The sequence below is a fragment of the Bradyrhizobium cedriense genome, from assembly GCF_054602315.1.
Genome location: NZ_JBTSWB010000015.1, coordinates 15,164 through 30,814, shown reverse-complemented (window position 1 = coordinate 30,814; position 15,651 = coordinate 15,164). Strand labels below are relative to the sequence as shown.

At 66.5% G+C, this 15,651-nt stretch carries 13 protein-coding genes; 2 read left to right on the top strand and 11 right to left on the bottom strand.

From position 1 onward, the window contains the following. Positions 1-78: 78 nt before the first annotated feature. Complete coding sequence (locus ACYCVF_RS36235; RefSeq protein WP_459604865.1) at positions 79-1,137, top strand: LysM peptidoglycan-binding domain-containing protein; 1,059 nt, start codon at positions 79-81, stop codon at positions 1,135-1,137. A 319-nt stretch (positions 1,138-1,456) separates the two neighbouring features. Beyond that, the gene (locus ACYCVF_RS36230) at positions 1,457-2,707 is read left to right on the top strand and encodes a Spy/CpxP family protein refolding chaperone (protein ID WP_459604894.1); all 1,251 of its coding nucleotides are present in this window, start codon (positions 1,457-1,459) and stop codon (positions 2,705-2,707) included. A gap of 32 nt (positions 2,708-2,739) precedes the next feature. Here the strand turns inward: ACYCVF_RS36230 and ACYCVF_RS36225 are convergent, their stop codons facing one another. From ACYCVF_RS36225 to ACYCVF_RS36175, 11 genes are all read right to left on the bottom strand, one after another. Beyond that, on the bottom strand, positions 2,740-3,783 hold the full coding sequence (locus ACYCVF_RS36225) for a uroporphyrinogen decarboxylase family protein (RefSeq protein WP_459604864.1): 1,044 nt from the start codon (positions 3,781-3,783) through the stop codon (positions 2,740-2,742). A 36-nt stretch (positions 3,784-3,819) separates the two neighbouring features. After that, positions 3,820-4,689, bottom strand: a complete 870-nt coding sequence (locus ACYCVF_RS36220) for a fumarylacetoacetate hydrolase family protein (protein WP_459604863.1) — start codon at positions 4,687-4,689, stop codon at positions 3,820-3,822. Between the two features lie 3 nt (positions 4,690-4,692). Then, positions 4,693-5,352 carry a polysaccharide deacetylase family protein gene (locus ACYCVF_RS36215; RefSeq protein WP_459604862.1) on the bottom strand — a complete coding sequence of 220 codons (660 nt, stop codon included), beginning with the start codon at positions 5,350-5,352 and terminating at the stop codon, positions 4,693-4,695. A 9-nt stretch (positions 5,353-5,361) separates the two neighbouring features. Beyond that, the gene (locus tag ACYCVF_RS36210; RefSeq protein ID WP_459604861.1) at positions 5,362-6,171 is read right to left on the bottom strand and encodes an ABC transporter permease; all 810 of its coding nucleotides are present in this window, start codon (positions 6,169-6,171) and stop codon (positions 5,362-5,364) included. Positions 6,172-6,178: 7 nt separating this feature from the next. After that, positions 6,179-6,985, bottom strand: coding sequence for an ABC transporter ATP-binding protein (locus ACYCVF_RS36205; protein ID WP_459604860.1), 807 nt, complete (start codon positions 6,983-6,985; stop codon positions 6,179-6,181). After that, positions 6,964-7,719, bottom strand: coding sequence for an ABC transporter permease (locus ACYCVF_RS36200; protein WP_459604893.1), 756 nt, complete (start codon positions 7,717-7,719; stop codon positions 6,964-6,966). The genes ACYCVF_RS36205 and ACYCVF_RS36200 overlap by 22 nt, the downstream gene beginning before the upstream one ends. A 5-nt stretch (positions 7,720-7,724) precedes the next feature. Beyond that, entirely contained in the window at positions 7,725-8,687 is a 963-nt protein-coding gene (locus ACYCVF_RS36195) for an ABC transporter substrate-binding protein (protein WP_459604859.1), read from the bottom strand. A 47-nt stretch (positions 8,688-8,734) separates the two neighbouring features. Continuing rightward, positions 8,735-9,442 carry a GntR family transcriptional regulator gene (locus ACYCVF_RS36190; RefSeq protein ID WP_459604858.1) on the bottom strand — a complete coding sequence of 236 codons (708 nt, stop codon included), beginning with the start codon at positions 9,440-9,442 and terminating at the stop codon, positions 8,735-8,737. Positions 9,443-9,569: 127 nt separating this feature from the next. Next, on the bottom strand, positions 9,570-10,436 hold the full coding sequence (locus ACYCVF_RS36185) for a hypothetical protein (RefSeq protein WP_459604857.1): 867 nt from the start codon (positions 10,434-10,436) through the stop codon (positions 9,570-9,572). Positions 10,437-10,658: 222 nt separating this feature from the next. Further along, entirely contained in the window at positions 10,659-13,106 is a 2,448-nt protein-coding gene (locus tag ACYCVF_RS36180) for an adenylate/guanylate cyclase domain-containing protein (RefSeq protein ID WP_459604856.1), read from the bottom strand. Between the two features lie 248 nt (positions 13,107-13,354). After that, on the bottom strand, positions 13,355-15,421 hold the full coding sequence (locus tag ACYCVF_RS36175) for an AsmA family protein (protein WP_459604855.1): 2,067 nt from the start codon (positions 15,419-15,421) through the stop codon (positions 13,355-13,357). Positions 15,422-15,651: the final 230 nt, after the last annotated feature.

The following is a 15,651-nucleotide window of genomic DNA, read 5'->3' as shown; positions in this document are numbered from 1 at the left end:
ATCGACCGTCTTGCTGCCGCAGCCAAATCGGCGCACTTTGCCGGCCTCGGCTGATTTGCCACCCAAGGTCCTTTTCAGATGATCACCGCGTCCAAGGTCTTCATTGCCTTCTGTCTGATCGCGCTGGCCGGCACCGCGCTGGTGATCGGCCCGACCGGGCTGCGCCGCCTGCTGCCGGACGGAACGAAGACGGCCGTCGCCGTCGGGCCGGAGACGAAGGTAGATCCCAGGCTCGAATCCAAAGCCGAGGCCAAGGTCGAGCCCAAACCCGAAGAGCGCAAGCCGGAACAGCCAAAGCTTGCCGCCGCGCCGCCAGCTGCGGCCCCCGAGCCGAAAGCGGGCGCGCTGGCCGAGACCCAGAAGCAGGTCACGGCCGCGCTCGCCGATCTCGCGCCGGTCAAGCCGCCCCCGACGGTTGCGGATGGTGGCCCCCGTTTCGACGTCGCCCGCATCGACGATCACGGCGAGGCCGCGGTGATCGCGGGCCGCGCCGCGCCAGGTGCAAGGGTCGAGCTGCTGCGTGACGGCAAGCCGCTCGATACCGTGGTCGCGGACGCCTCCGGCCAGTTCGTCATGACCCCGCCGCAGCTTCCTGCCGGTTCCTATGAATTGACGCTCCGGGCCAGGGCACCAGACGGCACGGTTGCGGAGTCCGGCCGGACCATGCCGGTGATCGTCGTCGCGGCGGCGCCGCCGCCCGCGCGGCCCGCGCCGGCCGCGAAGCAGGATGCCGGCCAAGACATGAAGCAAGAGACGAAGCAGGCCGAGAAGCCGGATGACAAGCCGGAGGTCGTGGCTGCCCTGCCATCGGCCTCGCCGCGCCTGGCTTCAGTGCCTGACAGGCAAGCGGCCCGGCCGAAATTGACCGGTGCGCCCAAGCCCAAGGTCCTGGCGCGTGCGCCGGCGGCCACGGCGGTCGCATCGGCGTCGCCCGCGGACGTGCTCGCCGCCGCGCCGGCAGAGGCAGGCGGCAGCCGGGTCATTGCCCGCGGCGACAGCCTGTGGGCGCTCAGTCGGCTCGCTTACGGTGACGGTGCCCGTTACCAGGCGATCTTCAATGCCAACCGCGACAAGATCCAGAACCCCAATCTGATCTATCCCGGCCAGACCTTCGTGGTGCCGCAAAAGGCGGAGTGAGTGACGGTGCGCGTCATTCCCCAAAGCATGATCCGGAAAAGTGCGCAGCGGTTTTCCGAAGGGATCATGCTCAAACAACAGCCTAAAGCGCGATGACGATGTCATCCTGATCTCATCGCGCTTTAGCGTCCGGAAATGACGAGCTGCCGGACGCGAGCAAGACCGCATCGCCACACTCCGCGGCGCTTTGTCCTGTGTCTCTCCGGAACAATCGGTTCCCTCGCGCGTCATCGTGCTGCGACGCATTGCGCGCTTGGCGCGGGAGGAGGGCCAGGACGTGGCCAAATCGGTCGTCAAGTCGGCGATCATTCCGGGACGCATGGGACTGGCGCTGGCGGGCGCGGCCCTCGTGCTTGTGGCAGTGTTGCTGCCCGGCAAGGCCGAGGCGCAGTTCGGATTGCGTGGCGGTCCGCTCGGGGTCGCGCGCTTCGCCGTCGGCCACATGCTCGGCATGTCGCGCCTGCGTCATTCCCGCATGGCCGTGCGCGGCGGTCGTTACCGCTCCGCTGCACTGAGATCGCAAGACCCGCGCGGGCGCGCGCAGCTCTCCAACCCTTACGTCCTGCGTGCGGCCCTCACGGCGCAGGCTGCGCTGGCGGGCTGGCACGGCGGCCGCCGCGCGCAGGGCTGGTGGCGCCATCCCGACGGCAGCTACGGCTGGGTCGGCCCGGTGTTCTGGCCGTTCGCGCATGACGATCTCACCACTGCGATCATCCTCGGCGACACCACCAGTCTCTCGTTCTATGGCTATGGCGACATCTATGCCGCGATCTTCGCGCCCTATGCCGCAAGGGAGCTCGCCGCCTACACCGCGCCGCAAGGCCGGCGCGGACGAAGGGTCCCGACGGCAGAAACCCTCTGCGAGGCCAGCGACACCGGCGGCCTGCCGGTCGACCGCATCGCGGCGGCGATCACGCCGAACGAATTGCAGCGCACCGCGCTCGACGAGCTCGCATCCGCCTGGCTTGCGGCGCGCGACACCATTCGCGCCGCGTGCCCGGCGCAAGCGCCGGCGACGGCCTCCGAGCGCCTCGGCCTGATGCGCGAGCGGCTCGATGCCATGATCAAGGCGACGGACGAGGTCGCGCAGCCGCTGTCGAAGTTCGTCGATCTGCTCAACGACGACCAGAAGGCCAGGCTCGATGCGCTCGCCAATGAGCGTCGCACGGCACTCGCTGCTGTACTGCGCAAGGACGCGCAGGCGGCGGCCGCCTGCCAGCCGGACTACGATCCGCGCTATGACGAAAAGGCGCAGCGCCAATACGAGCAGCTCGTGCAGCAGCAATGGCCCGCCGAAGACGTCGCCGCCACGCTCAAGCTCGACGAGGTCGGCCGCGCCCGCTTCGAGGTGCTGCAGGACACCACCCTGCGCACCATGGAAACGCTGAGCGCCTGCCCGATGCCGCCCGCCGCCACACCGCAGGCCCGCCTCGCGGCCGTGAAGGCGCGGTTGCAGACGATGCTGCAATCAATCGGCGGCATCAGCGATGCGCTCGACGATTTCCAGGCGGATCTGAGCGACGAGCAGAAGGCCGCCTTCGAGGCACTCGGACCGAAGCGGGGGGCGTGAGACCCAGGCCGAAACGCCTCGCGCGAAAGTCGCTAGCTGACCTCCCGCCGGACCTTCGCCGCTGCGTCGCACATGGCCTTCAGTTTCCCGAACGCTGTCGCGCGCGGCATGTATTTCATGCCGCAATCGGGCGCCGGGATCAGACGATCGGGCGAGACATATTTCAGGCCGTTGCGAATGCGGTCGGCGACGGTATCGACGCTCTCTATCTCGGGGTCCGCAAGGTCGAGCACGCCGAGCATGATCTTCTTCGATGAGAGATCCTTGAGCACGCCGAGGTCGAGCTTCGGCTGGGCCGCCTCGATCGAGATCTGATCGGCGATCGTGTCATCCAGCTCTGCGAGGAAAGAGTAGCCGGCGGGCTTGTTCGAGCCGGGCACGACAGCCGCATAGCCAAAGCACAGATGCACCACGGTCGGCACCGTGATGCCCTGCAGCGCGCGGTTGATCGCCTTGACGGCATATCGCTTGGCGAGCTCCGGATTGTTGCGCACCCAGGGCTCGTCGAGCTGGATCACGTCGGCGCCGGCCTTCTGCAGATCGAGCGCCTCGGCATTGACGGCTTCGGCGAGCGCCATCGCGAGCTCTTCCTCGTCCTTGTAGAACTCGTTCTTGGCCTGCTGGCTCATCGTGAAGGGGCCTGGAAGGGTGATCTTCGCCGCGCGGTCGGTGTTCTTGCGCAGGAACTGCATGTCATGCAGTTCGACCGGGCCTTTGCGCCTGATGGGGCCGACGACGCGCGGCACCGGCGTCTGGGTGTTGCCGGTGCGCGCCACGATCATCGCGGGATTGTCGCCGTCGATGCCGTCGAGCGCGGTGGCGAAGCGATTGGAGTAGCTCTCGCGGCGGATCTCGCCGTCGGTCACGATATCGATGCCGGCGCGCTCCATGTCGCGGATCGCGACGATGGTGGCATCATCCTGGGCTTCCTCCAGATGCTCCGCCGGCAACCGCCACATGTCATGCAAGCGCGTGCGCGGCACCACCTTCGACAGCATGGCGCGATTCACCAGCCATTCCGGCTGTGGATAGCTGCCGACCACGGTGGTCGGCAGGATGTGCGTCGGCGTGGGCATGGGGTTCTCCTTCTTATTGTTAGCGAGCGCGACCGGTCAGGCCGCGCGTGTTGTGGCGACTGAACCCTCGTCCTTCACGGGATTGCGCAGGATGCCGATGCCGGAGATTTCGATCTCGACGACATCGCCGCCCTTCATCCACAACGGCGGCGTGCGATAGGCGCCGACGCCGCCGGTCGTCCCCGTCACGATCACGTCGCCGGGCGCGAGCTCTGTGAAGGTCGAGCAATAGGCGATCAGGGCCGGCACGTCGAAGACGAGATCGGAGATCGGCGCCTTCTGCACCTCGATGCCGTTGAGCCGGGTGATCAGGGTCTGCCTTGTGATATCGGTCAGCTCGTCGGTCGTGACCATCCACGGCCCGAAGCCGCCGGTGCCGGCAAAATTCTTGCCCGGCGCGAATTGCGAGGTGTGGCGCTGCCAGTCGCGGATGCTGCCGTCATTGTAGCAGGCATAGCCCGCGACATGGCCGAGCGCAGCTTCGCGCGAGATGCGGCGGCCGGCCTTGCCGATGATGACGGCCATTTCGCCCTCATAGTCGAAGCGCTCGGATTCCAGCGGCCGGATCATCGGCTGGCCATGACCGACCTGGCTGTTGGCGAAGCGGGTGAAGATCATCGGATGTGCCGGCGTCGGGTGACCGCTCTCGGCGAGATGCGTGGCGTAGTTGACGCCGATGCAGAAGATCTTGTCGGGATCGGGGACCGTCGGCAGCAGGGCGACATCCTCGAGCGCGTAGTCGGGCTTCTCGCCAGCGAGCTTCTTCAGCTCGTCGAGCGAGCCCTTCGCAAGCAGCGCCTTCAGCGTCGGATGGGCCTTCAGGCGCTTGCCGGCGTCGACGACACCTTTGTCGGTGACGATGCCATAGCTCGCGGTCCCAGCGATGGTGAAGCTTGCAACTTTCATCGGTCAAACACTCTCTTCGATGGAGGAAACATAGTCGTCGATCGGAAGCGCGATCTCGCCCTTCCGGATCGGAACGCATGGCGGCGGGAAGTCCTGGCGGAAGCGGGCGCCGGCCGCACCGGCACGATCGAGAAAGCGTTCCAGATGCGCCATCGCACCGGTCGGCAGATCGTGCAGCACCATCAGCGTCCAGGGCTGCCGGCTGCACTGGTCGAGCGCGCGCTCGGTCCAGCCGTCCGGGTCGTCCCAGTCGCGCGGAATGGAATTCCACAGCACACAGCTGTGTCCGTTGCGGGTGAGATAGCCGACGACCGACGGCTTGAGCAGCCGCTTGTCCAGATTGCCGCCGCCGCCGAACGGCCGGAACCAGCGCTGCGGATGAGCGAGATCGCCGATCGCATCTTGGGTGCGGCCAATTTCGTTCTCCGCGGTCTCGCGCCCGGATTGCTCGCCGAGCGGAACGCTGTGGGTAAAGGTGTGATTGCCGATCCAGTGCCCCTCGCCGTGCGCCCGCTCCGCAAGGCTGCGGCGCTCGGGATCAGCCAGCTTCTCGCCGATGACGAAGAAGGTGGTCTTGATCCCGCGCTCGCCGATAATGTCGAGCACGCGCGGCGTCACGTCGGGATCTGGGCCGTTGTCGAACGAAAGGGTCAGGTCGTACACGCTCGTACCTCAGGTCGCCGGCTGCATCGCGCCCGAAGCGGCGTCGTCATTGGCCTGACCGGCGCGGGTGCCGGTCTGCCAGATCGCCGCCTTGCGCTCGATCCACCTGATGATGGCGTTGAAGCCGATCGCAAGAAACAGCACGAGCAGCACGCCCGCAAACACGTGCGGGCTGTCGAGGATGGTGCGGTAGCGCGAGATCAGATAGCCGATGCCGGCCGAGGAGATCAGCATCTCCGAGACGACCACGCCGACGATCACCAGCGCGCCCCCGACGCGCAGGCCGGAGAGCACCGTCGGGATCGCCGCAGGAATGATGACGCGGACCAGCCGCTGGCTCAGCGTTGCGCCCATGCTGCGGGCCGCAAGCAGGAGCTGCGGGTCGATAGTCTGGATACCGGCGGCGGTCGCGAGCATCGTCGGCAGGAAGCCGTAGATCGAGGCGAACGCTATCTTTGATTCCGAGCCGATGCCGAGCCACACGGTGAACACGGGATAGAGGATCACCAGCGGCACCGCGTAGAGGCTCGATACCATCGGCATGATCAGGACGCGCGGGCCCGGCAGGCTGCCGACGATGGCGCCGAGCAGGATGCCGCCGCCGCAGGCGAACGCCATGGAGACCACGACCTCGTAGAGCGTGACCGCGAGCGCATGGCCGTATTCACCCGCGTCGGTCCAGCCGGCCATCAGCGTGGACGATAGCGATGGCAGGAACAGCTCGGCAATGAGTCCGGTGCGTGGCAGCAGCTCCCACAACGCGATCAGGCAGATCACGATCAGATATCGCAGCGTCTTCGCACTGATCCTGGCGCTCATCGTCGCCTCACGCCGATTTGCGGATATGCCGCCAGATGCGGTCGCGCAGGCTGCCGAACGCATCGCCGCTCAGCATCTCGTAAGTCCGGGGCCGCGGCAGCTGGACCTGCAGATGGTCGACGATCCGGCCCGGCCGCGCCGACATCACGATCACTTCGTCGGCGAGATACACGGCTTCGGTGAGGCTGTGCGTGACGAAGACGACCGTCTTGCCGGTGGCGGCCCAGATGCGCAGCAGCTCATCGCCCATGGTCATGCGCGTCTGCTCGTCGAGGGCCGCGAACGGCTCGTCCATCAGCAGCACCGGCGGGTCCTGCACCAGCCCACGCGCGATCGAAACGCGCTGCTTCATTCCGCCCGAGAGTTCGTGCGGATGACGTTTGCCGAAACCTTCGAGGCCGACCAGCTTGAGCGCATCCTGCGCCTTGGCGCGGCGCTCGGCCTTGGGGACCCCGCGCAGCGCCAGCGGAAACTCGACATTGTCCTCGGCGGTCAGCCAGGGAAACAGGCTCGGCTCCTGGAATACCACGCCGACCCTGTCGGGGTCGGGTTGCAGGATCGGCGCACCGCTGATGGTGATCGTGCCCGCGGTCTGTTGGCGCAAGCCCGCCATCATCATCAGGAGGGTCGACTTGCCACAGCCGCTGGGACCGACCAGCACGACGAAGCGGCCGGGCTTGATGTCGAGCGACACGTCCTCCAGCGCGACGACGTCCTGCGACCGGGTCTTGAACACCTGGCCGACATTCTTCACCTCGATCGCGCCGGCGCGCGCGGCGGGCTTGAGCGGGGTCACGTTCGCCAATGGCTGCATCGCGTTTCCACCCATCTGACAAGTTCGTTGAAGGTCATGGCGATCGCGGCGACCATCACGACGCCGGCGAGCAGCTGCTTCATCTGGAAATTCTCGCCCCAGGTCGCGATCTGGTGGCCGATGCCGTCGCGCGAGGCGTACATCTCGGCGAGGATCACGCCGGTGAGGTTGAAGATCATGGAGATCCGCAAGGCTTCCAGCAGTACCGGCAGCATGCTCGGCAGATAGACCCGGAACGCGGTCTGCATCGGCGTAGCGCCATAGGAGCGCGCCACCGTCAGATGCTCGACCTTCACCGATTCCACCGCCGTCGTGGTCGACATGATCACGATGAAGATCGTGGAGAAGAAGCCGAAGCCGACCTTCTGGGCAAAGCCGACGCCGAACACCAGGATGAACATCGGTAGGAAGATCGATTTCGGGATGCTGAAGGCGAAGAACAGCAGCGGCTTGGCGACATCGGCGAAGTAGCGGTTCTCCGCGACCAAAAAGCCGATCAGCGCGCCGAACGGCACCGCCAGCGCGAACGCCGTCAGCACCTCGGTCGCGGTGACCATCAGGTCCTTCTGCACGGCGGCGCGCTGGAGGAGATCGCCGAGCGTCACGAACGTGTCGGAGGCCGACGGCAGCAGGCGCGGATTGACGATGCCGGTGCGCGACAGCATTTCCCACAGCGCCAGGATCGCGACGATGATCGCGATCCGCGCCAGGTTGATGGCGAGCTTGCCCTGCATCGTCACTACTTGGTCGGGACGGGCTTGAACTTGGTCGAGATCACGTCCTCGGCTGGCACGATGTCCTTGAGCCCGCCGAGCTTGGCGAGATCGAGCGACAGCTGCACGGCGGCATTCACGTTGGCCGCGCCCATGTCGCCGCTGGTCTCGAGCTTCATGATGGTGTTGTCGTATTCGAGGGCGGCGATCTCCGGCGGCATTTCGTAGAGCTCGGCGATCAGCTTGACGGTGACCTCTCGGTTGGCGCGCATGAACGCGACCGCGCCGTAGAGCGCGTTCACCGCCTTCTGCACCAGCTCAGGCTTCGCCTCGGCGAATTTATCGAGCACGATCCAGCCGGCGGTCAGGTTCGGCGGAACCGCGGTCGCGTAGTCGAGGATGGACTTGGCCTCACCGGACTTCGAGATCTGGAAGCTCAGCGGCGAATAGACCACGGCGGCCTCGACATTGCCGGCGAGCAGGTTCGGCACCAGGCCGCCGCCGCCGACGGGGACGCGCGTGAAGTCGATTTTCTTGTCCTGGATGGTCCACAGCGCCAGCAGGTCCGAGCCCGAGCCGGCCGCGGTGATCGCCACCTTCTTGCCGTTGAGGTCCTTGACCTCGAGCGTCGACTTGGCCGGCACCATCAGCTGCCAACCGAAATTTCCCATCGCGGCATTGGCGACGATGCGCGACATCACGCCCTTCTTGCGCCCGGCGGAGACCAGCGACGGGGGATCGAGGATGATGTCGGCTGCGCCCGCAGCCATGCCTTCAAACGTCTCCGCACCGCTGCGATAGATGGTCAGCTCGGCCTTGATGCCCTCCTTCTCGAACAGCTTCTGGCGCACGGCGGTCTCGGCGATCGTCGTCGGCCAGTATGTCTTCGTGGGCAGGCCGACGCGAATGGTGTCGGCGGCACTCGCGGGGCCGGCGTAAATTGCGGCGGCGACGAGCGATAGCAACGCGTGACGGCGGTTGATCTTCATTGTTTCCTCCCGGTCTGTCTTTTTTTGTAGCGAATTTCTAGGGATCGTCAGGGCGAGCGGCTCACCTCCGCAATGCGCGAGGCGGCGAGCTCGACGAAGTCCCTGGTGATGCCAAAATGCTTCGACAGAGCGCGAACGGCCGCATCGGCATCGCGCTTCACCACGGCTGCGACGATCGCCTCGTGCTCAGCCTCGACGTCTCGCGGCTTGCCGCCGAGCTCGCGTCGGATCGACAGACGCCGATATCTCTCGCTTTGCTCGTGCAGCACGTCGCGGAAGCCGAGCAGCCATGGCGAGCCGCAGGCGTTGACCAGCGCCCGGTGGAAGATGCGGTGACGGATCACCCATTCCTCGTAATGCGCGGTCGGATCGTCAGGGTAATGATAAGGAACGGCTTTCAGAGCCGCCCAGGTCGACGTCACCGATGCGAGCCAGGCATCATCGCCCCGCTCGATCGAACGCCGCAGCGCGAGCCCCTCGATGTCGATCCTGGTCTGGGTGACGTCAGCGAGATCGGCGAGCGACACCGGGCTGACGCGGAAGCCGCGCTGGTCCGAGGCCTGCACCAGGCCGTCGGCGACGAGCCGCGACAGCGCCTCGCGCACCGCCGCAAGGCTCACCGAAAACTGCTTGGCGAGGCCGGCGATATGCAGCTTCTGGCCCGGCAGCAGCCGCGTCGCCAGAATATCGGCGCGCAACCGCTCATGCAGCGCCGACGTCAGGCTGCGTGGACCATCCGCGGAGCTTGCGGACATATCGAACTGAAGCGGACCCATCGTGAGATGATTGCAAGGCCACATCCCGCGGTCAACAGAAAATCGAAAATCGATTTTTTCGGCTCGCCCGGGTTGAGCGTCGGAAGCGTGGGCACGCTCGGCGTGATCATCCGCACGCCCAGTCGAACTTCATGTCCCTGAAGTCGAGCTGGGCGTTGCCGCCGCCGAAATTGTAGCCGCCGAAATATTCCTCGAACTCGATATAGAACGGGCTCATCTCCGGCACGGCCTGGCACGGCCGCATCGTGCCGCCGAGATGGTTGTGGGCGTGATCCCCGGCCCAATCATGCAGGCGGAAATTGTCGCGGCCGGGCACGCCGCCGACATAATAATAGTAGGGCTGATAACCGGTCGGAGGCTTCTCGCGCACGTGCTCGTCCTGCGGACCCTTGCCGGCGTTGGGATCGTTCGCGCGCGGCGACAAGGCGATCGCGCGATTCTCGACGAGATCCGCGCGCGGTGAAGCGGCGAGCATCTTCTTCGCGTAAGGCGGCGCCGCCTCGAAGAAGGCGCTGGCGCCGCCGACATCGAGCCAGCGCGGCCGCTCCGCCGTCGCCAGCGCCAGCGGTGCCGGCGGTCTCGCGAACGCGCCCTCGTATTCAGCCCGTGTCAGCAGCAGCGCGGCATATTCGTAGTCGAGAATGTCGGTCATGCGCGACAGGCGCGGATGCGCGGGCCGCGCCATCACGGCCTCGCGGACTTCAGGATCATCGGGCGCGCCGCCGTCATTGTGATCGGGTGCGGTGGCAAAGAACGACAATGCGACGACGTCCTCGCCATGCACGCGATAATCCTCCGGCAGCAGCAGCGTGAACCCGTGCATCAGCGGGAAGCCGCTGACCGGATCGAGCGGCCATTCGTCGCTCGTGATGCCCGGCGGCAACCCATAGACCCAGCCATGATCGCGCGCGCGGTCGGCGGGGCGGTCCAGCATCTGCAGATCATAAGCACGCGAAGGCAAGGCAAACGCCACGGTCCGTCTCCATCCGGATTCTCGCCTCGCCGATGAGGCGAGGGTTGGTCGCGGGGAGGAGGGATGTGGTTCGGGGGAGAGACTGGGGAGATCATGCCATCCTGCCGGTGTTTTGCCCGACAAGTCAAACCGCGCCAGCACGCGCATGAGGCACGTGTAAGTCCTTGATCTCAAAGACCCCGTCTACTGTGCATGGGGTTGTTTTCGCACTTTTTGTCTCGGCTACCCCCGTCGCCGCGCGACCGAGGTATCCACCACGTTGTCCACCTCCTCGCGCCAGCTCAGGATCTCCATCGCGAGCACGGGGTGATTGAAGCCCTTGAGCTGGAGATCGTCGAGGGCGCGGGCCTCGACGAAAGGTTCGACCATGCCGTAGACACGGCGGCTCACCACGATCTGGTTGGCCTTGGCTTCGCCGCAGAGGCGGGAGGCGAGGTTGGTGACGCTGCCGATCGCGGCATATTCCAGCCGCTGCTCGAAGCCGACCTGGCCGAGCGTGGCATAGCCGAGCGCGATGCCGATGCCGAACCCCAGGCTATGCCCGCGGTTGCGCCAGCGCTCGGTCAGGGGGCCGATGGTGTCGCGCATCTCCACCGCCATCTTCACCGCGCGCTTGATGTGATCCTCGAACTGGATCGGCGCGTTGAACAGGATCATCACGCCGTCGCCGGCATATTTGTCGAGCGTGCCCTCGTACTTGAAGATCAGCTTGCCGAGCGCGGCGTGATATTCGCGCAGCACGTTCATGGCCTCTTCCGGCTCGGTCGCTTCCGTGAACGCGGTGAAGCCGCGCAGGTCGCAGAACACGACCGTGACCTCGCGGCGCTGGCTGGTGAGCAGCCCCTCGGGGCTGTCGGAGGAGGCGATCAGCTGCGCCACCTGCGGCGCCAGGAAGCGCTCGAGCTTGCGGATGCGCTCGATCTCGCCGAGCTGGGTCCTGACGCGCGCCTCCAGCGACTTGTTCCAGTCCTTGAGCTGCTCGGTCTGCTCGCGCAGCTTGTCCGACTGGGCGCGCACGGTCTTGTTCGCGGCCTCCAGCGCGTGGCTCTTGTGGTCGACCTCGCTGAACAGCCGCGCATTGCGCATCGCCAGTACGGCCTGGTTGGCAAAGGTGCGCATCAGGCCGATGACGCTGCCGGCGAACTCGCCGCCGGCGCGGCGCAGCACCACCAGCGAGCCCAGCGTGCCCTGCTGGTCGATCAGCGGCACCACCAGCACCGAGTTGAACCCCGCCGCGAGCGCGACCTCGCGCAGCGGCTGCTCGGTGGCCTCGCCGAGCTCGGCGAGCGCGATCGGCTCGCCGCTGGCGGCGGCATCGCTCAGGATGTTCTCGCCCTGCTCGATGGTGACGTGCGCACCGTCGGCGGACTTGTCGATGCCGTTGGCCTCGACCAGGTTGAAGCGGCGCGCCTCGGCGTCGAAGCCGTAGATCAGCACCGCGTCGGCGCGGGTGATCTCGATGGCGCGGGCCGCGATCGTGGCAAGCACCGCGTTGAGATCGAGCGAGGAGGCCACCGCGCGGCCGACCTCCTCCAGCACCTTGAGCTCGTGGATCGACTGCGCGAGGTCGCGGGTGCGCTCCTCGACCTTGCTCTCCAGGTTCGAATAGGTCTCCTGGATCTGGTCGGCCATGCGGTTGAACTGCCCGGCGAGGTCTTCCAACTCGTCGGAGGTGTGCACGTCGATGCGATGGCTGAAATCGCCTTCGCCGAGCTTGTGCGCGCCGTCGCGCAGCGCCGTGATCGGGATGATCATGCGGCGGGCCAGCAGCGTGCCGGCCAGGATCGCGACCATCAGGCCCATGCCGATCAGCAGCGCGATGCGCACCAGCTGGTCGCGGATCGGCATCAGGGCCTGCGTCGTCGGCTGCTCGAACAGCACGCTCCAGCCGAGCTTCGGCACGATGCTCGCGGCACTCATCACCGCATGGCCGTTGAAATCGGTGCCGGACGTGTCGGGCTCGTGGCCGGGCGCGATCGCGGCCGCAACCTGCGGCAGCTTGGAGAGGTCCTTGCCGACCTCGGGCCCTTTCGATGACGTCGCCAGCACCCGGCCGCGCGGATCGACGACATAGGCGAAGGCCGCCTTGCCGACCTGGGCGTCGGACAGGAAGTCGGAGAGGAAGCTGAGATCGATCTCGGCCACGGTGACGCCGGCATTGAAGCCGGAATGCGCCACCGAGATCGACATCAGCGGCGTTCGGTCGGAGAACCAGGCCGGCGCATAGCTGACGCCGCGGGCGACAGCGTCGGTGAAGCGCACGTCGCGGGAGAGGTCGGCATTGCCGCCGGTCGTGGTCGACTGCCGGGAGACACGCAGCACCTCGCGGCCGTCGCCGTTGAGCTGGAACAGCTGGTTGACGTCGGAGATCTGGTGCAGCAGCTGGGCGTAGTCGGCGCGGCGTTTCTCCAGTGTGTCCTGGCTCGCCCGCGTCACCCAGCTGATCTGGCGATCGAGCTCGGAGATCGACTGCTCGATCCGCCGGGCGGCCGCCTGCGCCTTGTCCTCCAGCCCGTCGGTCAGCTGTGTCCGGGTGGCGCGGTAGGAGATCCAGGTCTCCATCGCGCCGTTGACGGCGAGGACGAACACGACGAGGCCGACGAGGGAGACGACGTATTTGGCGAACAGGCCCCCGCGCAGAGATCGTGTCTTGTCGTTCGCTCCTGCCATCCCGATCCTCTCGCGCCGCCATCGACGCCGGCGCTACGGGCCGTGCAGGCCCTTCCGCGCCGTTCTACCACAATTTGGTCCTTGGGGCGGTCGCCGGTCCGGCGGACCGGCCGGTGTGGTTACTCCCTGTGAACTTCCGGGCAGGCGGAAGGCGTGAATCGCCGCTGGCTGATCCGTTCGGACGAAGCCGCAGAGCTGGAAGCCGATGCGAGGATTTGCCCGTGACGTCCAGCGCGCCGGTCTCTTGATCAGCGATTGAAGAGCTGCCGCAGCACGTCGTTCATTGGCTGACTGTCCTGCTGCGCCGGTGGCGGGTCCTCCAGGGCGGGGTCCGCAGGCGAGGCCCGCGGCGCCGGCGTGGAGGGCGTCGCCGGCAAGCTGCGGCTGCGGGAAGAGCCGGTGCCAGTGCCAGTGCCGGTTGCTGCGCCACTGGACAGCCCCTGCTGGATCAGATTGCCGATCGCCTCCCCCAGCGGGCCGCCGAGCAGATTGTCTTGCCCAGGCTGCTGCGCTTGCGGATTGGCATTGCCGGTTGCATTGCCGCCGCCCGGCGCGGTGGTGCCGCCTAACCCGAGACTGCCCAGGATGTTGCCGAGCCCGGCGCCGTCGGGGCCGAACAGGCCCTTGCCCATCTCGCGCAGCTTGGCATAGGCGGCGTCCGGATTGTCCAGCATGCCGGCCATGTCGGGATAGATCCGCGGCTGCGACCAGCTGCCCTGGATCATCACGGGGATGCCGAAGCCGACCGGCTCGGAGGTGCGGCCCTGGCCTTCGGTCGTCATCACGAGCTTCGGCTCGACGCGAAAGCCCATCATCTTGGTGTCGAGGGCGATCGTGCCGGCGCCCGTCACGCGCACCAGCGGCCCGATCAGGTTGAGATCGGTCGTCACCGCCTGACCCTTGTCGATGCGGAAGGAGGCCGAGAGCTGCGACAGATCCGTGCTCTGTTCCTGGCCTGGGTCCTGATTTCCTTGCCAGCCGGACAGCGTGCCCGCCGTCAGCGAGCGGATCATCTGTGCGACATTGATGCCGCGGATCGCGCCGTCCTGGAAATTGACGAAGGCCGTGCCCTGCATGTTCGCCATCAACGCACGCTGGCTGGTGCCCGCGCTGCGCAAAGCGAGCTTGGCCTGCAGCTTGCCGTCGATCCGGTCGAACTCGGCAAGGCTCTGGAGCAGCGGCAGCGCGCGCACGCCGACGAGGTCGGAATGCATGGCAAAGCTCGGCGCGCCGCTGGTCGCATCCAGGATCACTTCGCCCGAGACCTGGCCGCCATAGGCGCCGAGATTGGCGGTGCCCGCCTTGAGCACGCCGCCGGCGAGCTTGGCATCGAGCGCCAGCGGCGCGATGCGCGCATCGCCGATCAGGGCTTCGTTCGCGGAGATCCTTACCTGCGCATCGACATAGTTGAGTCCGGACACGTTGATCGGCGCATCGCTCCAGGGCTGCCCGGCCGTGCCCTGCGGCGACTTCGCCAGCGGAATCGCGAGCCGCTGGAAATCGAGGTCAACCTTGACCAGAGGCTTGCTCGCAATGTCGACCGAAGCCCAGCCGTTGAATGCGCCGTCGCCGAGCTTGCCGTTCACGCCGTTGATCATCACCACGTCGCGGTTGAGCCGCATCTCGGCGTGACCGGTGAGCTGGGACTTCAGCACGCCGGGCATGTCGATGGCGAAATCCACCGGAACCGTCGGCCGTTCGGCCGGCGACGCCGGCGCGATTGCCTTGATGTCGAACTTGGTCGGATGCTCGCCGACCCGCGCGGTGCCGGAGATGTCGACCTTGCGGTCGCGGTCGACGGTCGCCTCGGCGTTGATGGCGCTGATGCGGCCCTCGACACGATCACGCAGGCGCGAGAATGCGACTTCGCCGTCGATCACCTTGATGCGATCGATGGTCGCGCCATTGGTATCGATCGCGAGCGGCTTCGACGGGGCGCCGGCATTCGGCAGGCGCTCACGCAGCAGCGGCTGGTAGAGCACGGGATGGGTGACGACGAGCTCGCCGATCTCAGGGCGGCCCGACCAAACGCTGGCGAGCGACATGTCGGCCTGTACGCTGTCGATCGTGAGGCGCGTGATGCCGCTGCGGTCCTTGGGGTCGGCAAGCGTGAGGTCGTTCAGGGTGACGTTCAGCGTCGGCCACAGGCTGATCTTCGTGGAGCCGTCGATCGACAGGCGATAGCCGGTCGCACCCTCGACCCGCGAGGCGATCGTCGAGGTCAGGAAGCCGGAGGGGACGCCGACCACCAGCAGCAGTGCGATCACGATGATGACGGCGGCCAAAGCCCCGCCGACGAATTTCAATGCTCTCATGTCGACTTTCCAACGACGGACAATGGCCGTCGAATCCGGCAGACTGCCCGTCCCTTACGCCTGAGTTTATCCCCGGACGGGAAGCGGCTCCAAGCGCGTAAAAATAGTCAGGGGGTGCTGTAAAGTTATGTGACTTATGACACACTTCTCCGGCGCGGTTTTACGCGATCCTGAAGTCGATGGTTTCAAGCGATTTGCCAAGCCCAATGACCCGGACGTTCACAAGGACA